At 62.2% G+C, this 16967-nt stretch carries 19 protein-coding genes; 9 read left to right on the forward strand and 10 right to left on the reverse strand.

Features of this window, described 5'->3' with window-relative positions; genetic code table 11:
- Positions 1-2 precede the first annotated feature (2 nt).
- Both C7G61_RS25690 and C7G61_RS25695 read right to left on the reverse strand, forming a co-directional pair.
- A complete protein-coding gene (locus C7G61_RS25690) occupies positions 3-1607 on the reverse strand; it encodes a carboxyl transferase domain-containing protein (protein ID WP_108519471.1) in 1605 nt (534 codons plus the stop codon).
- 109 nt (positions 1608-1716) lie between these two features.
- Positions 1717-2886 carry an isovaleryl-CoA dehydrogenase gene (locus C7G61_RS25695; RefSeq protein ID WP_420836795.1) on the reverse strand — a complete coding sequence of 390 codons (1170 nt, stop codon included), beginning with the start codon at positions 2884-2886 and terminating at the stop codon, positions 1717-1719.
- 178 nt (positions 2887-3064) lie between these two features.
- On the opposite strand from C7G61_RS25695, the gene C7G61_RS25700 reads away from it, so the two are divergent.
- Positions 3065-3733: a TetR/AcrR family transcriptional regulator gene (locus C7G61_RS25700; RefSeq protein WP_108519473.1), complete on the forward strand. Its 669-nt coding sequence runs from the start codon at positions 3065-3067 to the stop codon at positions 3731-3733.
- An 18-nt stretch (positions 3734-3751) separates the two neighbouring features.
- On the forward strand, positions 3752-4249 hold the full coding sequence (locus C7G61_RS25705) for an Lrp/AsnC family transcriptional regulator (RefSeq protein WP_108519474.1): 498 nt from the start codon (positions 3752-3754) through the stop codon (positions 4247-4249).
- Between the two features lie 50 nt (positions 4250-4299).
- Here the strand turns inward: C7G61_RS25705 and C7G61_RS25710 are convergent, their stop codons facing one another.
- Positions 4300-4605: an ETC complex I subunit gene (locus C7G61_RS25710; protein ID WP_108519475.1), complete on the reverse strand. Its 306-nt coding sequence runs from the start codon at positions 4603-4605 to the stop codon at positions 4300-4302.
- Between the two features lie 230 nt (positions 4606-4835).
- Between C7G61_RS25710 and C7G61_RS25715 the strand changes: the two genes are divergently transcribed.
- A complete protein-coding gene (locus C7G61_RS25715) occupies positions 4836-5981 on the forward strand; it encodes an OpgC domain-containing protein (RefSeq protein ID WP_108519476.1) in 1146 nt (381 codons plus the stop codon).
- 30 nt (positions 5982-6011) lie between these two features.
- Here C7G61_RS25715 and C7G61_RS25720 read toward each other — a convergent pair whose 3' ends face one another.
- Positions 6012-7823: a carbamoyltransferase family protein gene (locus C7G61_RS25720; RefSeq protein ID WP_108519477.1), complete on the reverse strand. Its 1812-nt coding sequence runs from the start codon at positions 7821-7823 to the stop codon at positions 6012-6014.
- A 339-nt stretch (positions 7824-8162) separates the two neighbouring features.
- Between C7G61_RS25720 and C7G61_RS25725 the strand changes: the two genes are divergently transcribed.
- A complete protein-coding gene (locus tag C7G61_RS25725) occupies positions 8163-8456 on the forward strand; it encodes a hypothetical protein (protein WP_108519478.1) in 294 nt (97 codons plus the stop codon).
- A gap of 126 nt (positions 8457-8582) precedes the next feature.
- Here the strand turns inward: C7G61_RS25725 and C7G61_RS25730 are convergent, their stop codons facing one another.
- The 3 genes from C7G61_RS25730 to C7G61_RS25740 all read right to left on the reverse strand — a co-directional run bounded on the left by C7G61_RS25730 (position 8583) and on the right by C7G61_RS25740 (position 11529).
- On the reverse strand, positions 8583-9590 hold the full coding sequence (locus C7G61_RS25730; RefSeq protein ID WP_190241973.1) for an amidohydrolase family protein: 1008 nt from the start codon (positions 9588-9590) through the stop codon (positions 8583-8585).
- A gap of 130 nt (positions 9591-9720) precedes the next feature.
- Positions 9721-10497: a cyclase family protein gene (locus tag C7G61_RS25735; protein ID WP_108519480.1), complete on the reverse strand. Its 777-nt coding sequence runs from the start codon at positions 10495-10497 to the stop codon at positions 9721-9723.
- A gap of 48 nt (positions 10498-10545) precedes the next feature.
- A complete protein-coding gene (locus C7G61_RS25740) occupies positions 10546-11529 on the reverse strand; it encodes a fumarylacetoacetate hydrolase family protein (RefSeq protein ID WP_108519481.1) in 984 nt (327 codons plus the stop codon).
- A gap of 86 nt (positions 11530-11615) precedes the next feature.
- On the opposite strand from C7G61_RS25740, the gene C7G61_RS25745 reads away from it, so the two are divergent.
- From C7G61_RS25745 to C7G61_RS25765, 5 genes are read left to right on the forward strand one after another with little or no spacing between them, the layout of a single operon-like run.
- Positions 11616-12539, forward strand: a complete 924-nt coding sequence (locus C7G61_RS25745) for an ABC transporter substrate-binding protein (RefSeq protein WP_108519482.1) — start codon at positions 11616-11618, stop codon at positions 12537-12539.
- 10 nt (positions 12540-12549) lie between these two features.
- Positions 12550-13248: a GntR family transcriptional regulator gene (locus C7G61_RS25750; RefSeq protein WP_108519483.1), complete on the forward strand. Its 699-nt coding sequence runs from the start codon at positions 12550-12552 to the stop codon at positions 13246-13248.
- Between the two features lie 3 nt (positions 13249-13251).
- Complete coding sequence (locus C7G61_RS25755; protein WP_108519484.1) at positions 13252-14055, forward strand: ABC transporter ATP-binding protein; 804 nt, start codon at positions 13252-13254, stop codon at positions 14053-14055.
- A complete protein-coding gene (locus C7G61_RS25760; protein ID WP_108519485.1) occupies positions 14052-14816 on the forward strand; it encodes an ABC transporter permease in 765 nt (254 codons plus the stop codon). Before C7G61_RS25755 ends, C7G61_RS25760 begins: the two co-directional genes overlap by 4 nt.
- A complete protein-coding gene (locus tag C7G61_RS25765) occupies positions 14813-15580 on the forward strand; it encodes an ABC transporter permease (RefSeq protein ID WP_108519486.1) in 768 nt (255 codons plus the stop codon). The genes C7G61_RS25760 and C7G61_RS25765 overlap by 4 nt, the downstream gene beginning before the upstream one ends.
- Before the next feature lie 67 nt (positions 15581-15647).
- Here the strand turns inward: C7G61_RS25765 and C7G61_RS25770 are convergent, their stop codons facing one another.
- The 3 genes from C7G61_RS25770 to C7G61_RS25780 form a co-directional block, all read right to left on the reverse strand.
- Positions 15648-15950, reverse strand: a complete 303-nt coding sequence (locus C7G61_RS25770; protein WP_108519487.1) for a hypothetical protein — start codon at positions 15948-15950, stop codon at positions 15648-15650.
- Between the two features lie 65 nt (positions 15951-16015).
- Positions 16016-16240, reverse strand: coding sequence for a hypothetical protein (locus C7G61_RS25775; protein ID WP_108519488.1), 225 nt, complete (start codon positions 16238-16240; stop codon positions 16016-16018).
- A 72-nt stretch (positions 16241-16312) separates the two neighbouring features.
- Positions 16313-16840: a CAP domain-containing protein gene (locus tag C7G61_RS25780; protein ID WP_108519526.1), complete on the reverse strand. Its 528-nt coding sequence runs from the start codon at positions 16838-16840 to the stop codon at positions 16313-16315.
- Positions 16841-16967: the final 127 nt, after the last annotated feature.

The raw sequence follows: 16967 nt of genomic DNA on the forward strand, positions 1-16967 counted from the left end.
CATCACATCCTGAACAGGCCGAATTTGGTGGGTTCGATCGGCGCATTGGCAGCCGCTGATAATCCAAGGCCAAGCACCAGCCGCGTGTCGGCGGGATCGATCACGCCATCGTCCCACAGCCGCGCGGTGGCGTAATAGGGATTGCCCTGGCTTTCATACTGCGCACGGATGGGGCTGCGGAATTTTTCTTCCTCCTCCGCCGACCACGTCTCGCCCTTGGCCTCGATATTGTCGCGGCGGACCTGGCTGAGCACCATCGAAGCCTGCTCGCCACCCATCACCGAAATGCGGGCATTTGGCCACAGCCAGAGAAAGCGCGGACTATAGGAGCGCCCACACATGCCGTAATTGCCGGCGCCATAGGAGCCGCCGATCACGACGGTGAATTTCGGCACGCCGGCGGTCGCCACCGCCGTCACCAGCTTGGCGCCGTCGCGCGCGATGCCGCCGGCCTCGTATTTCTTGCCGACCATGAAACCGGTGATGTTCTGCAGGAACACCAGCGGGATATTGCGCTGGCAGCACAATTCGATGAAGTGCGCGCCCTTCAGCGAGCTCTCGCTGAACAGGATGCCGTTGTTGGCGATGATGCCGACTGGATAGCCCCAGATATGGGCAAAGCCGCAGATCAGCGTCGTGCCGTAGAGTTTCTTGAATTCGTCGAACTCCGAACCGTCGACGATCCGGGCGATGACGTCGTGAACATCGAATGGTTTTCTGCCGTCGGCCGAGACCACGCCATAGATTTCTTCGGCCGGGAACAGCGGCTCCCGCGGCTCGCGCATGTTCAGCGCCGCCCGCGTCGGTTGCTTCAGCGTGGCAACGATACGCCGGGCGATTCCGATCGCGTGCGCATCATTCTGCGCGTAGTGATCGGTCACGCCGGATTGCCGCGAATGCACGTCCGCGCCGCCGAGTTCTTCGGCGGTCACCACCTCGCCGGTCGCGGCCTTCACCAGCGGCGGGCCGCCGAGGAAGATGGTGCCTTGATTGCGCACGATGATGCTCTCGTCCGACATGGCAGGCACATAGGCACCACCGGCGGTGCAGGACCCCATCACGATCGCGATCTGCGGAATGCCCTGCGAGGACATCTGCGCCTGGTTATAAAAGATGCGGCCGAAATGCCGCTCGTCCGGAAAGATCTCGTCCTGCATCGGCAGGAAGGCGCCGCCGGAATCGACCATGTAGACGCAGGGCAGATTGTTCTGCCGTGCGATATCCTGCGCGCGCAGATGCTTCTTCACCGTCATGGGATAATAGGTGCCGCCCTTGATGGTGGCGTCGTTGGCGACGATCACGCATTCGCGGCCCGAAATACGCCCGACGCCCGTGATGACACTGGCGGAATGGACGTCGCCGCCATAAAGGCCGTTGGCCGCGAGCGGCGACAATTCGAGAAAGGCGCTGCCTGGATCGACCAGGAGATCGACGCGCTCGCGCGCCAGCATCTTGCCACGCGACGTATGCCGCTTGCGGGAGACCTCGCCGCCTCCGCCGGAGACGACCTTGAGCTTGTCGCGAAGCTCCGCCACCAGGCCGCGCATCACGTCGGCGTTACGGGCAAACTCGGACGACGTGGGATCGATCGTGGAATGAAGCAGCATGGTCGGCGTTTCTTTGGATGCTGGAGGGCCGTTGAGTTAGCTTCAGAACGGTCGGGACAGGGCACTAAAAGATATCGCAGCCTGTACCATCTTGGCCCTGATGTGAAGTTCAAGCGGTCTTTTCAAACAGTTCCCGCCCGATCAGCATGCGGCGGATTTCGCTGGTGCCGGCGCCGATCTCGTAGAGTTTGGCGTCGCGCAACAGCCGCCCGGTCGGGTAGTCGTTGATGTAGCCGTTGCCGCCGAGCAGCTGGATGGCATCGAGCGCGCATTGGGTGGCTTTTTCCGCCGCGTACAGAATCGCGCCGGCCGCGTCCTCGCGCGTGGTCTCGCCACGGTCGCAGGCCTTTGCCACCGCATACACATAGGCCCGCGAGGCGTTCATGGTGGTGTACATGTCGGCGATCTTGCCCTGCACCAGCTGGAAGGTGCCGATCGGCTCGCCGAACTGCTTGCGCTCGTGCACGTAGGGCAGCACCACGTCCATGCAGGCCTGCATGATGCCGATCGGCCCCGCCGCCAGCACCGCGCGCTCATAGTCGAGACCGCTCATCAGCACGTTGACGCCGCGGCCGACCTCGCTCAGCACGTTCTCCTCCGGCACCTCGCAATCCTCGAACACGAGCTCGCAGGTGTCGGAGCCGCGCATGCCGAGCTTGTCGAGCTTTTGCGCGGTGGAAAATCCCTTCATGCCCTTTTCGATGATGAAGGCGGTCATGCCGCGCGGGCCGGCCTCGGGATTGGTCTTGGCGTAGACCACCAGCGTATCGGCCTCCGGTCCGTTCGTGATCCACATCTTGTTGCCGTTGAGCACAAAGCGGTCGCCCTTTTTGTCGGCGCGGGTCTTCATCGACACCACGTCAGAGCCGGCGCCGGGCTCCGACATCGCCAGCGAGCCGACGTGTTCGCCCGAGATCAGTTTTGGCAGGTATTTGCGCTTCTGTGTTTCATTGCCGTTGCGGCGGATCTGGTTGACGCAGAGATTGGAATGCGCCCCATACGACAGGCCGACCGAGGCTGAGGCCCGCGACATTTCCTCTACCGCAATGCAGTGCTCGAGATAGCCTAAGCCGGTGCCGCCATACTCCTCCTCGACCGTGATGCCATGCAGGCCGAGCGATCCTATTTTGGGCCAGAGGTCGCGCGGAAACTGGTTGCTGCGGTCGATTTCGGCGGCGCGCGGCGCGATTTCGTTCTGCGAAAACGCATGCACCGTCTCGCGGATCGCATCCGCGGTCTCGCCGAGATCGAAGTTGAGAAGCAGCCTGTTTGAGGCCATCATTTCCCCCGGTGTATTCTTTGGAATTAAACGATCATACGTTTTTTTAACTTACCTGCAAGCGGAACCTGTCATGGCTCAAATGATAGCTACAGGCAATTGAAACTACTGTCATTTCGTGACAGAATTATACAATCGACCGCTCGTTTCCACGGGCAGCGAATGCCCAGAGGCCCCCATGGCGCGGACGATCGGTTCTCACGGCCCGAAGACGATGGAGGCGATCCGCAAGGCCGGGCTGCGCCTGATCTTCGAGCATGGCTACGCGGCCATGAGCCTGCGTCAGCTTGCGGCCGAGGTCGGGATCCAGTCGGGCTCGCTCTACAACCACATCTCGACCAAGCAGGAATTGTTGTTCGAGCTGGTGCGGGACCACATCAACGAATTGCTTCGCCAGCTCGATCGCGCCCTGCAGGGCAAGCAGCGGCCGGTCGACAAGCTCCGCGCCTTCACAGCCTTCCACGTCACCTATCACATGACCAGGAAGCGCGAGGTCTTCATCGCCAATTCCGAGTTGCGGAGCCTGGAGCCGAAGAACTACGAAGAGATCGTGGCGCTGCGCGGCGCCTACGAACAGCGGCTGGCGGAAATCCTCAGCCAGGGCGTCGCCAAAGGCGAATTCGAGGTCGTGGACATCCAGGTGGCGACATTCGCGATCCTGGCCCTGTTGACCGGCCTCACCACCTGGTACCGGCCCGGTGGGCGGCTCACCAAGGAAGCCATCGTTGCCGCCCACGAAAAGCTGGTGCTGTCGAGCGTCGCACCCGGCGCAACACCCAACCGGGCTCAAACCAAACGTTCCCCCTCCCCGAGCACGGCGACGCGTGGCAGGCTGGAACGCCGATGAGGTGCCCGTGAGGAGCCCATGACGGAACGCCACGTCCTCGACGACATCGACCTGAAGATCCTGTCCGAGCTGCAAAGGGATGGACGTATCCGCAACAACGAACTGGCGGAGCGGGTCGGCATTTCGGAGCCGCCGTGCCGGCGGCGGGTCCGCACCTTGCGCGAACGCGGCTATGTCAGCGCCATCAGGGCCACGCTCGACGAAACGCTGCTGGGCTACGAAGTCATTTCCTTTGTCCTGATCCAGCTGCAGAGCCAGGCCCAAGCCCCGCTGCAGGCATTCGAAAAATCGATCGCCGCGGTGCCGCTCGTGCTGCAGAGCTGGCGAATTTCGGGCGACGCCGACTATCTGCTGAAATGCGTGGCGCGAAACGTCGAGGGCATGCACCAGCAGCTTCTGCAGTTTTCGACGATGCCTGAAGTGCGCCACATCAGGACTTTCCCGGTGCTTGGCGTCGCAAAGGACGCGCCGCTGCCGATACCGGACTATCCGGCGGCATCGGGCCCGGCGCAGTAGCCCTCGTCCGGGCTCCCGGCGTCGAGCGGCTGGAAAGCACGCCGGCTAGGCTAATGGGTCCAGGGTTCGACGCGCTTGAAGGCGAAATTGTCGGCGTAGGCGGCCGGCCGGCGCACCGAATCCTTGGGCTCGATCACCTGGTAGGCGATGCCCTTGCGCTCGCAATAGGCGATCGCGTCTTCCTTGGTGTCGAACTGCAGCGTGAGCTGCTGCTTCATGTCGCCAGACGAGGTCCAGCCCATCAGCGGCTCGACCGCCCGGGGCTGCTCGGGCTCGTAATCGAGCTGCCATTCCCGGGCCGTGGCCCTGCCCGATTGCATCGCGTTTTTGGCGGGCTTAAAAATGCGTGCGGTCATGGATGGTCGGGTCCTTGCGTATGCGACACGGTAGCGGTTGGTGGAAAGGGCCGGGATAGTATAGAGACACCTTTCAGGAAATTTGATCGGTGATTCCGTAAAACCCGGATGTACCATTTCTGTACCGGTATAGTCATTATGCCGTACTGTGACAATCTAGGGCTATCCGGCGGCCGGGACCTGATTCTGCGGCGCCATCCTCCCGAAAGCATTACTGCGAAACGGCAGCCATGAAAATCAACGCCACCCTGCCAGAAAAAGGACGCGACCTCCGGCTCGACCTGTTTCGCGGGGTCGCGAACTGGGCGATCTATCTGGATCATATTCCTGACAACGTCGTGAACTGGATCACCACCCGCAACTACGGATTCAGCGACGCCGCCGACCTGTTCGTTTTCATCTCCGGCTATACCGCTTCCTTCGTCTATGCCCGGATGATGCTGGAACGCGGCTTCATCGTCGGCGCGACGCGGCTGACCAAGCGCGTCTGGCAGCTCTATGTCGCCCACATCATCCTATTCGTGATCTATATCGCCTCGATCAGCTATCTGGCGCTGCGCTTCGGCGATTCCCAACTGGTCAACGACTTCAACGTCGCGGGCCTGATCGACAATGCGACCGAAACCCTGCGGCAGGGATTGTTCCTGAAGTTCAAGCCCGTCAATCTCGACGTGCTGCCGCTCTACATCGTGCTGATGGGCCTGTTCCCGCCGGTGCTGTGGATCATGCTGCGCCAGCCCAACTGGACTATGCTGGCCGCCATCGTGCTTTGGCTGGTGTCGCGGCAGACGGGATGGAATCTGTCGGCCTACCCGACCGGCACCTGGTACTTCAACCCGTTCGCCTGGCAGGTGCTGTTCATATTCGGCGCATGGTGCGCGCTCGGTGGTGCACGGCAGTCTGCGTCGGTGATCATGCACCCGGCCACGCTCTGGTTCTGCATCGCCTACATGATCCTCGCGCTGGTCATGACCATGGCCGGCAAGTTTCCGGCTTTCGGCGACCTGTTCCCGCACTGGCTGTATTCGACGTTCAATCCGAACGACAAGACCAATCTGGCGCCCTATCGCTTCCTGCACTTCGTCGTCATCGTCATCCTGGTCATCCGCTTCGTGCCGAAGGACTGGCCGGGCCTGGAGTGGAGGATTTTCGATCCCTTGGTCGTCTGCGGCCAGCAATCGCTTGCGGTGTTCTGCGTCGGCGTGTTCCTGTCCTTCGTCGGACATTTCATGCTGTCGTTGAGTTCAGGCTCGCTGCTCGTGCAGATCCTCGTCAGCGTGACCGGCATCGCGATCATGACCATCGTCGCCTACTACATTTCCTGGTCGAAGCGGCAGGACAAGCCGCTCAAGCCGCCGGCGCCGAAAGCCGCCTGAGCGCTCTTGGCGGGATCGCGGCAGCCGGCCTCAGGCCGGCTGCGCGGTCGACGCCACCAGCGTGCGCACGTCGGCGTAGACGTTGAGCACCGGCGCGACCACCTTGTGCATCGTATTCTTCGAGACGATCGTGTTGTGCATGACCAGATGATCGACGCCCGTGGTCAGAAAGCAGTTCACGGCATCCTGCGGCGTTTCCACGATCGGCTCGCCCTTGATGTTGAATGAGGTGTTGATCAGCACGGGAACGCCGGTCAGCGCCTCGAATTCTTTCAGCAGGCGGTAAAGCATCGGATTGGTTGCTTCGCGCACGGTCTGGACGCGCGCGGTGCCGTCGACATGCACGATCGCCGGAATTTTGTCCCGCCACTCCGGGCGCACCGGCTTGGCAATCAGCATGAAGGGCGAGTCCTCCTCGCCTTCGAAGATTTCCGTCATGCGCTCGGCCAGCACGATCGGCGCGAACGGCCGGAACGCCTGCCGGTGCTTGACGCGGCTGTTGAGGATGTCCTTCATCTCGGGCTTGCGTGGATCGGCGATCAGGCTTCGGTTGCCGAGCGCGCGCGGTCCGAATTCCGACCGGTCCTGAAACCAGCCGATCACCTTCTGGTCGGCGAGCAGCTTTGCCGTATCGCTGCAAACATTGTCGCTGCTGACGGCATCGACCTGGATCCGCACCAGAAACTTCTGCAGCTCCTTCGCGGCCTCCTGATCGCTATAGCGTTTGCCGACATAGGAATGGTCCATGACGAAGTCGCGGCGCTGCTTCAGGATTTCGAGCCAGCCGTAATAGGCGCAGCCGATCGCAATCCCATCGTCGCCGGCTGCTGGCTGGATCCAGACGTTCTCGAATCCCGCTTCGCGGGCGACCCGTCCATTCGCGACGCAATTGAGCGCGACGCCGCCGGCCATGCAGAGGTTTTTTGCGCCGGTGGTTTCGCGCAGCCAGCGGGCGCGGGCGAGCAGCACGTTTTCGGTGTCGTCCTGCGTGCGCCAGGCGAGATCTTCCCAGTGCCGCATCGCAGGGCTCTTTTCCCAGTTGCTGCCGGGTTCGAACACGTAAGGCTCCTTGAAATCCGCGGTCCAGTGCGGCACGTGCAGCTTGCCGTCGTTCAGTTCGAGCAGATGTTTGACCTGGTCGCGGCGACCATAGGGCGCCAGACCCATCAGCTCGCCGCACTTGTTCCAGTCGCCGAAAATGTAGGTGGAGGCGCGGCTGTAGAGCGCACCGAGACCGGGCATGGTGTAGAATTCATCGCTGAGGAAGCCGCGGTCCGGCTCCATCCAGACCTTCTTCAGGCATTCCAGCGTCGCGCCGCTGAACTTGTAATAGCTCTCCGACTCACGCGCGAGCGGCGTCGCGGTGTCGCTGGCGGGGAAAGATTCCATGACGTCGGAGCGGTAGCTGCCGACGCCATCGACGATCATCACGACGCCATCCTCGAACGGCGACACCGCGAACGCGCTGTAGGCGTGCGCCAGGTGGTGGGAGATCGTGACCACCTTGTCCTGACGCGACAGATACAACGGGTGCTTGGCCGCGTCGCCCCGCTCGAAATCCGGAAGGAAGCCCGGAGCATCGAAGTAGACCAGCCGCTCCTCCATTTCCTGGACCGGCAGGATATAACAATTGCGCACCACCAGATCGACGTCATCGAGTGTGATGCCTTCGGCTTCGAGGCAATAGTCGATCACTTCCTTGTAAAAGCCCGACGCATGCTTGGCCCGCGTGATCCGCTCCTTGGCGATCGCAAACCCGATGGCGCCGTCGCGCAACAGGCAGGCGCTGACATCATGGTCATAGGTGTTCAGGCCAAGGACATAAGTGTGTTTTTTGGGCATGGGTACTCGTTAAGGCGAGGTGGTCTTACGTTGAAAAAATGGAAATCGTGTCGAGATCAAGTTGCCGGCGTGGCCGTGCTGTAGCTTCTCTCGAAATTCTGCGGCGCACAATCATCAGCGTTCAGCAAGCATTCAGGAAGATGAACGGCGCAATGCAAAAACCCTCGATAAACCGGCTGTAACTTGACCTTACCTGCCCTTCTTAATAAAGTCCCGAAAGCTCGAAAGAACCTTAGTAAAAATATTATCTTAGTGCATCTGAACCGAAAGCTGCCTCGCGCGTCTAAGTGAGATAGTCCCGAAGTCCAGATGCCTTGGAAGTGACCCGGAGATTCCCGAATGGCTAAACGCTACAACGTCCTGACTCGCTGCCTTGCAGCTTTGGCTTTGTTCTTCGTCTACTTCGTCAGCACGTCTGCTGTTCTGGTAGGCGCAACGACTTCGCCGGCGCAGGCGTACCGTGGTGGCCGAGGCGGCTTCCGCGGCGGCGGTCGTGGCTTCTATCGCGGCGGCGGTCGTGGCTTCTATGGCGGCCGAGGTTATGGCCGGGGCTACGGACGAGGTTATGGCTTCTATGGCGGGGGTCCGCGCTGCTGGTGGAACCCCTACGGCGTCCGCGTCTGCAGGTGGTGATATAGGCCGGTCGTCGTCGCCTTAGACGGGACCGGAGAAGATCGAGGCGCGCCGGACAACCGGTGCGCCTTTTCTTTTTTTGTGGATCGCTTCGCGACGTGAGGAGAGGCTCGACCTGCTGCCAAACTAGCTTGCCAATCGCGGTAGCAACTTGAGCGCATTCCCCCGCTCGATCGCCGCGATCTGATCGTCTGTGAACACACCCGCCTCGCGCAGCCCCTTCACATGATCGATGCCGATGCGGTACGGGAAATCCGTTCCGAACACGATCTGCGACGGCGGGATGATCGCTGCCAACGCCGACATCGCGCCGCGGTTGGAGGTCTGCGCGGTGTCGTAGAAGAAGCGCTTCAGCTCGGTGAGCGTACCGTCGGGCACCGTCTCCTTGGCCTTCGGCACCAGCAGCGGATGGCGGACGAAGCGCTCGATCAGGAACGGCATGGTCCCGCCGGCGTGCGAGAAGATCCAGCGGATGTCGGGAAAGCGCCGTGCGTTGCCGGAGAAGATGATGTCGGCGATGGTGCGCGTCGTGTCAGTGCCGAACTCGATCATCACAGGCGGCTGCGTCGGCGCCAGGTTCACGCAGCAATTGGCCGCCGTCGGATGGGTGTAGACCAGCGCCTTGCGGCGGTTGAGCTCCTCCATGACCGGCAGGAACAGCGGGTCGCCAAGCCACTTGTCGCCGTAGCTTGTCATCAAGGCAATGCCGTCGGCCTTGAGCGTGTCGAGCGCATGCGTCAGTTCGCGCAGGCTGCCTTCGGCGTCGGTGAGCGGCAGCATCGCGAAATTACCGAACCGTCCGGGATTATCCGCGACCAGTTTTGCGCCATACTCATTCGACTCGCGGCAGAGCTTTCGCGCGTTCTCGCCCGTAGTGAAATTGACGGCGGGCGTGGTGACGGACAGCATCGCGGTGGCGATGCCAGCCTTGTCCATGTCAGCCAGCGATTTCTCGATGGTCCAGTTCTTCATCAGCGGATCGCCGAAGCCGCCGTCGTTCGACGCGGTCACGTAGGTCGGCGGCGACAGATGATGATGAACGTCGATCCGGAATGGCTTTGTGTCGGCAGTTTGTGCCACTGCCCCGTCGCGCCCGATGGCCGCGGTCAACGCCAGCGCACCGGCGCCGAACATGAAGCCGCGCCGGCTTGGGTTGGAGAGTGACGAACTTGATGGGCCACAGCAGAAGCATCCCCGCAATCGCGGTGCGCGCAAATCCGTCATCCGTTCTCTCCCTGTTTTTGTTTGTTGTCGCGTGCAGCCTTCAGCCGTCGAGAATGGCGACCGCGCGGGTCCAGCCTGCGGATGCGCGCTCGATCTTCACCGGGAAGCACGACACCATGAAGCCGGTCGACGGCAGTTGTTCGAGATTGTGCAGCTTTTCGATGTGGCAATAGCCGATGTGGCGGCCGGCCTTGTGGCCTTCCCAGATCAGGCTGGCATCCCTGGTCTCGGCATATTTCTTCGCGGTGTAGACGAACGGCGCGTCCCAGCTCCAGCCGTCGATGCCGGTCAGCCGCACGCCGCGCTCCAGCAGATACATCGTCGCCTCGTAACCCATGCCGCAGCCGGACGTGACGTAGTCCTGCCTTCCGTATTTGACGCCGGCGCTGGTGTTGACCACGACGATCTCCAGCGGCGACAGCGTATGCCCGATGCGCTTCAGTTCAGCCTCGACATCCTTGGCGGTCGCGACATAGCCGTCCGGCAAATGCCGGAAGTCGAGTTTCACGCCCGGCTGAAAGCACCATTCCAGCGGCACTTCGTCGATGGTCCAAGCGCGCTCGCCGCGATTCATGGTGGGATGGAAATGCCAGGGCGCATCGAGATGCGTCCCGTTGTGGGTGGAGAGTGATACCTGCTCTACCGCCCAGCCCTGTCCGTCCGGCAGGTCTTCCGCCTTCAGGCCGTCGAAGAACTGCAGCATGCGCGACAGGCCCTGCTGGTGATCGATGTACTGGATGGTCGGGTGATTGCCGGGCGGATCGGCCGGCACGTCGTTTTGCAGGGGAACAGAGATATCGATCAACTTGCGCGCCATGGCGTTTCCTCGCTGGTGTTCTTGTTTTGCCGACCTGTCCGGAGGCGGCTATTGCCGCTCGACCCGGTTCTTCAACGTGCCGATCTTTTCGACCTCGAGTTCGATGGTATCGCCGTGCTCGAGATACCAGCCGAGCTCGAGGCCGCAGCCGTTGCCGACGGTTCCGGATCCGATGAATTCGCCGGGCATCAGGGTCTCGTCCTTGCTGACATGGGCGATGATCTCCTCGAACGAGAATAGCATGCCCTCGGTCACGCCCTGCGAACGCATCTTGCCGTTGACGCGTGCTTCCATCTTCAATTTGTAGGGATCGCCGATCTCGTCCGGCGTGACGATCCACGGCCCCATCACGTTGCCGCCGTCAAAGCTCTTGCCTTTCGCCGGCCCCAGCCGCCCTTCCATTTCAATGCGCTGGGCATCGCGCGCGGAAAAATCGTTGAAGATCGTATAGCCGAAGATGTGGTCCCTGGCCTTGGCCGCGGAGATGTTGGCGCCCTTGTTCCTGGTGATGATGCCGAACTCAAGTTCGTAATCCATCACCTGGCTGTAACGCGGCCATTTCACCGTGGTGTTGGTGCCGCGGACGCTGAAACGGTTGGTGATGTAGTAGATCGGCTGCTTGCGATAGACCTCCGGCAATTCGCCCAGCGGCTCCGCCTCGATCCGCGCCAGCTCGGCCATGTCGCCCTTGGCGCGCGCGGCGAGCTTGAGCTGCCCGCGCGGGGCTTGCAGGATGTGCAGCGGAAACGACATGCCGTCCCGCATCTGCCGCGGCTCGGGGATTGGCGCGAGAATTTCGGCCGTCCCGGTCTTGATGGACAGGCTCTCGTCCTTGCCGTGCTTGTCGAACAGCTTCGCCGCCTGTTCGAGCGCGCTCTCGCCGGCGTCGATCAGTGCCAGCATCGATGCGAAGGCCGGATTGGCGCTTTCGCTCCGGTGGGCGGCGGCTGCGAGATCGAACAGAAGCGTATCGGCCGTATGCACGATTCCGATCTTTTCCTGTCCGCCGGATTTGAATGTCGCGAGTTTCACTGGATGACCCCTTGTTTTCCGATGAAATATATGATCAAAAAAAATATCGATAAACAAGACAGAAAAATGTGAGTGGGGAAAACACCGTGAAAAAGGCTCTTGCCGCCCTTGCGGTCAGCGTGGCGCTGACCGGCACCGCCTTTGCCCAGGCCAAGATCCAGGTCGGCTGCACCGCGACCTCGGACTGCGCTTCCGCGATGGTGGCCATCGACGAAGGCATTTTCAAAAAGCACGGGCTCGAGGTCGAGATGACGCCGATCGGCATCAACTCGAATATCCCGGCGGCGATCCTGTCGAACTCGATCCAGATCGGCGGACCGACCTCGACCGTGTTCCTGCAGGCGGCCGACGGCGGCCTCGATCTCGTCGCCGTCGCCGGGGCAACCGTGATGAGCCCGGTGTCGAATGGCAACATCACCGCCTTTGTCCGCAACGGCATCACCATCAAGGAGCCGAAGGACTTTGTCGGCAAGAAAGTCGGCGCGCCCGGGCTGAACGCCTTCCTGCACGTACTGTTCGTGAAATGGCTGGTGGAGAAAGGCGTCGATCCCAAGGGCGTCAATTTTGTCGAGGTCACCTTCCCGACCATGGCCGATATCATCAAGTCCGGCGGTGTCGACGCCGTGCTGACCGCCGAACCGTTCGTGACGCGGATGACCAATGCCGGATTGGGCTCGGTCGGCGCGCGCTATGCCGTCGAACTGGCTCGCACCGATCCCATCATCTTCTATGCGGCGTCGCGCGAATGGGCGGACAAGAACGCCGCGGCGATCAAGAAATTCCGCGATGCGCTCGCCGAATCCGCAGTCATCGTCAACAACGACCGCGAAAAGGCGTCGGCCTCGATTGCCAAATTCACCAAGCAGCCGATCGAGCTGGTCAAGGCGACGCCGCCGAACCGCTCCGAACCGGTGCTGAAGCCCGAACAACTGGCCTGGTGGATCGAAGTGATGTCGACGCAAAAGATGCTGCAATCCAAGCTCGACACTTCGAAACTGGTCCTGAAGTAGAGGAATTCCAATGCCGGCCTCCGAGCGCCAACCGAGTAGACCGGTGACTGAGGCCGCCACGCTAACTGAGCGCGCGGCCATGCTGGTCGAGCAGGACATCCTGGCCGGTCATCTGGCGCCGGGATCGCGGCTCGGCATCGTCGATCTCGTGCAGCGATACGAGATCGGCGCGACGCCACTGCGCGAGGGCCTGTCGCGGCTGATGTCGCGGGGGCTGATCGTGGGCACCGGACAGCGCGGCTTTCGCGTCGCTGATGTCAGCCGCGAGGATCTGCTCGACATTACCACCATGCGCACCGCAATCGAAATCGAGGCCATCAGGCTGGCGATCGCCCACGGCGATGACGCCTGGGAGGCCGGCATTGTCAGCGCGCTGCACCAGATGCGCCGGCACATCGAACGCACCGGCGATGAATTCCGCGAAGGTGCGGAGGATTTCGATCGGCTGCACAAGGGCTTTCATACCGCCCTGTTGACCGGCTGCGGCTCAAAACGCCTGCTGGCAGCCCATTCCGATCTCTACGACCAGGCCTATCGCTATCGCCGGGTTATGATGAGTTCGATCGACAGCGGCAAGAACTTCGTACGTGCGCATCAATTGCTGGCCGACCGCGTCATCGCGCGCGACGTTACAGGCTCGCAGGCGATGCTGGAAGCGCATCTGCGCTCGACCCTCAACTTCGTCTATCCTCCATCGAGCGAGAGCTGAACCATGGCAAGCGCCGCAAAGCGTCTCGAAACCGTCCCGGGCACCCCTGCGCCGCAGATCAGGTTTGACGAAGTCACGCTCGTACTCGGCGGCAAAACCATCATCGAGAATCTCAGCCTGGGTGTGCAGCCCGGCGAATTCCTCTGCATCGTCGGCGCCTCCGGTTGCGGCAAGACCACGGCGCTGCGGCTGGCGGCAGGACTGTATCAACCGACCAGCGGCAAGGTGAATTTCGACGGCCAGCCGATGCGCGAGCCACGGCGCGAGATCGCGATCGTGTTTCAGGACTACGGCAAGGCGCTGCTGCCGTGGCGCACCGCGGCGGGCAATGTCTCGCTGGCGCTGGAGGCGGGTGGCATGCCGTCCGCCGAGCGCCCGGCCCGCATCGAGGAATTGCTCCGCACCGTCGGCCTGCCCGGCCACGCCGGCAAATATCCGTCCGAGATGTCCGGCGGCATGCAGCAGCGCCTGCAGATCGCCCGCTGCCTGGCGCAGGAGCCGAAGACGCTTCTGATGGACGAGCCGTTCGGCGCGCTGGACGCGATGACGCGGCAGGGACTGCAGGACGAGGTGCTGTCGCTGGTGGCCGCAAGCGGCGCGACCGTGATCTTCGTAACCCATGACCTTGATGAAGCCATCTATCTCGGCGACCGCGTCATCGGCCTGTTGCCGCATCCGGGACGGATCGGGATCGAGCTATCGGTCAATCTACCGCGCCCGCGCGACCAGCTATCGACCCGCGAACAGCCTGAATTCCTGCGACTGCGGCGGCAATTGTTCGACTTCATCAAGGCGACCGAGCAGTGACGGGCAATTCCGCCAAGGCGCTGGCGCTGCCGCTCGCGGTACTGGTGGCGTTCGAAGTGTGGGCGCGCGCCACCCATCTGCAAAGCGACAGCCTTGCGCCGCCGAGCGAGATTATCATGGCGCTCTTTGGCGCCTTCGCCGACCTCTCGATCCTGGCGGCGACGCGCGATACGCTGTTTTCGGCTTTTGCCGGGCTTGCGATCGGCACGACCATCGGCCTTGCGCTCGGCATTGCCTTCGGAATTTCCGATACGCTCAACCGCCTGATGGAAGTAACGGTCGAGGCGATCAGGCCGATCCCCTCGATCGCGCTGTTGCCGATCGCGCTGATCGCACTCGGTTTCGGCTACCGCATGGAAATCGTGATCGTGGCGTTTGCCTGCGTCTGGCCGGTCCTGATCCTTTCCCGCGCCGCGGTGCGCAGCATCGAGCCGCGGCTGATGGAAGTGGCGCGGGCGTTACGCTTGCCGCCGGCGCAGCGGGTCTGGAAGATCATCATCCCGGCGGCACTGCCGCGGATCTTCGTGGCCTTTCGGCTGTCGGCCGGCATCGCCCTGATCGTCGCCGTCACCGTCGAAATCGCGATCAATCCGCTCGGCCTCGGCGCCGGCATCATGCTGGCGCAACAAGCGCTGCGCCCCGACCTGATGCTGGCCTATCTGGTCTGGATCGGCATCATCGGCTACGCGCTGAACATCCTTCTGACCGTGGCCCAACAGCGCCTGTTCGGCCGCGCCGCGTTGAGCGGAGACGGCCAATGAACCGGACTGTCATCTTGTGGCGCGTGGCGAGCTTTGCGATCGCAGCCGGCTTCATTGCGCTCTGGCAATTGATCGCCAATTTGAAACTGGTGTCGCCGGTGTTCCTGCCGGGGCCGGACCGGGCCTGGGCCTCGCTGGTGCGCGGATTTTCCACAGGCGACCTCTGGAGCAAGCTCGCCGGCACGCTCGAACACATGGCCTATGGCTGGCTCGCCGCTTCCATCGCCGGCATCGCGATCGGCGCGATCATCGGATCGTCGCGCACGATGCGGACCTACGTCGCGCCCTCGCTGGAGTTCTTGCGGCCGCTGCCGGTCTCGGCGATCATTCCGGTTGCGATCGCCATGCTTGGATTGACGCAGGCGATGGCGCTGTTCGTGATCGCCTTCGGCGCGATCTGGCCGATCATGCTGGCGACCATCCATGGGTTTGCGGCGGTCGAGCCCCGGCTCTACGAGGTGGCGCGGTCGCTGCAGATGTCGCGGCTCGCCGTGATCTTCAAAATTGCGCTGCCCTCGGCCAGCCCCGACATTCTCGCCGGCATGCGCCTCAGCCTGACAGTGGCGCTGATTCTCTCGGTGGTCTGCGAAATCCTGGCCGGCCTCGACGGGCTCGGCCACTGGGTGCTGCTCTCGGCCCGCGCGTTCCGCTCGGCCGACCTGTTCGCTGGCGTCATCCTGCTTGGCGTCACTGGCTACGTGACGTCGGTGGCGATGTCGCTCGCCGAGCATCGTCTGTTGGCATGGCAGGCCTCGCAGCACTAATCGATGCGCCTTATCCTTCGAGCGGATGCCATTGGCGCGCCTCGCGCGAAACGCCCCCGCGCGATGCTTAAGGCTGGGAGGCACTTTCCGGCACGGCGGATGGTGGAACATCGGTCCGGAAGCGCTGCGGCTCACGTTGCAGCCAAAGCGATCGCCGCTTCCCTGCACGCACCAGATCACCGCTCAGGCGCCCGATCGAGCGCAGGAACGCCTTGGGACTGAAGGTGACGAGCACCTCGTGGTGCCGCATCCCCTTGCCGCCCTTGACCAGCCCGAGGTCGCGGATGATGCAATATGTCCCGCTGCTCATGCGGGCGAACTTCGCACCTTGAAAATGATTGCGCACACGCGACAACATGCGTGCATGCATGCATTGCACGTCGATTCAGTCAATCTTGACGACCGCCGAATCAACCTCGCCGAGGTGCGAAGCCGTCAAAGCGTTGCGTTGTTGCCGCGCTCGCCGATGCGATGCACCTGACCGGTCGGAACTCGCACGCGGCTCAACACCTCCCGGCGATCGCTCATCCGCGCGCTCGACGGCTCGCGCTGTGCAAAGCATTCAAGAATCTGGATACGGATTTCCTCCGCGACCGGACCTTCGACCTGGCGCATGCGATTCCAGAGCCGGATTATTTCCCGTTGCTTCTCGACATCCATTGGTCACCTCCGAGGAATGACCAAGAAGAACATAACAGGAACGAACTTGCAAGCTACAAGTTGCAACTCCCCCTAAAGGCAGATGCTGAGAATCTTTAGTCGGCAGGCCTCAGCTGCGCGCGATTTAGGTCTGGCAGCGGTTGCCTGCTTTGAATCCTTCGGCGAACTTTTGGGCGAACTCTTCGGCTTCTTGGGACGCTCATAGTCGCCAGCAATCACCATGGCCCAATACATTCGGCCGGTCTTCGCGCTTTTCACGCTGGCTACACCGACGCGCGTGGCGCCGGGCAGCAGCAGGTTTTTTCGGTGACCTGACGAATTGATCCACTGGTCGAGGGTTTTGGGAAAACTGTCATAGCCATACGCAATGTTCTCGGCGGCCCGGCCGGCGCCCGCCGGGTCGACACGCGAATTGAACCGGCCGAGGACATCGTGATCCAGTTGGTCCTTTGCGGCCATCGCCTGGGCTTGATCGTGTGCAATCCGTGTGAGAGCAGCATCCAGGGTGACGCGCTTCTCCCCGTGCTTTAGCCGAAAGTCAGAAATCAGCTGCGCCGGATTGGCCGCGGCCGTCTGGCCCAGGACAGTCAGGACTGTCATGGCCAAACAAAACGCCAGCCCCAGCAAAAGAGCCTGCCGCACCAGAATGGCTGTCTTCCTGCCCGTCACAAGTATTCCCCTGCCCCTTCCCAACTGGGACCGCTGGGAAGATTCAAATCGAAAAACA

Source organism: Bradyrhizobium algeriense, assembly GCF_003062295.1.
Taxonomy (GTDB): domain Bacteria; phylum Pseudomonadota; class Alphaproteobacteria; order Rhizobiales; family Xanthobacteraceae; genus Bradyrhizobium; species Bradyrhizobium algeriense.

Bases quoted from the DNA above. Each gene is read 5' to 3' on its own strand.
- C7G61_RS25765 (WP_108519486.1), top strand. From the start codon at position 14,813: ATGAACCGGACTGTCATCTTGTGGCGCGTGGCGAGCTTTGCGATCGCA.
- C7G61_RS25770 (WP_108519487.1), bottom strand. From the start codon at position 15,950: ATGCATGCACGCATGTTGTCGCGTGTGCGCAATCATTTTCAAGGTGCG.
- C7G61_RS25690 (WP_108519471.1), bottom strand. From the start codon at position 1,607: ATGCTGCTTCATTCCACGATCGATCCCACGTCGTCCGAGTTTGCCCGT.
- C7G61_RS25715 (WP_108519476.1), top strand. From the start codon at position 4,836: ATGAAAATCAACGCCACCCTGCCAGAAAAAGGACGCGACCTCCGGCTC.
- C7G61_RS25720 (WP_108519477.1), bottom strand. From the start codon at position 7,823: ATGCCCAAAAAACACACTTATGTCCTTGGCCTGAACACCTATGACCAT.
- C7G61_RS25695 (WP_420836795.1), bottom strand. From the start codon at position 2,886: ATGGCCTCAAACAGGCTGCTTCTCAACTTCGATCTCGGCGAGACCGCG.
- C7G61_RS25700 (WP_108519473.1), top strand. From the start codon at position 3,065: ATGGCGCGGACGATCGGTTCTCACGGCCCGAAGACGATGGAGGCGATC.
- C7G61_RS25725 (WP_108519478.1), top strand. From the start codon at position 8,163: ATGGCTAAACGCTACAACGTCCTGACTCGCTGCCTTGCAGCTTTGGCT.
- C7G61_RS25775 (WP_108519488.1), bottom strand. From the start codon at position 16,240: ATGGATGTCGAGAAGCAACGGGAAATAATCCGGCTCTGGAATCGCATG.
- C7G61_RS25735 (WP_108519480.1), bottom strand. From the start codon at position 10,497: ATGGCGCGCAAGTTGATCGATATCTCTGTTCCCCTGCAAAACGACGTG.
- C7G61_RS25780 (WP_108519526.1), bottom strand. From the start codon at position 16,840: ATGACAGTCCTGACTGTCCTGGGCCAGACGGCCGCGGCCAATCCGGCG.
- C7G61_RS25710 (WP_108519475.1), bottom strand. From the start codon at position 4,605: ATGACCGCACGCATTTTTAAGCCCGCCAAAAACGCGATGCAATCGGGC.
- C7G61_RS25750 (WP_108519483.1), top strand. From the start codon at position 12,550: ATGCCGGCCTCCGAGCGCCAACCGAGTAGACCGGTGACTGAGGCCGCC.
- C7G61_RS25730 (WP_190241973.1), bottom strand. From the start codon at position 9,590: ATGTTCGGCGCCGGTGCGCTGGCGTTGACCGCGGCCATCGGGCGCGAC.
- C7G61_RS25705 (WP_108519474.1), top strand. From the start codon at position 3,752: ATGACGGAACGCCACGTCCTCGACGACATCGACCTGAAGATCCTGTCC.
- C7G61_RS25755 (WP_108519484.1), top strand. From the start codon at position 13,252: ATGGCAAGCGCCGCAAAGCGTCTCGAAACCGTCCCGGGCACCCCTGCG.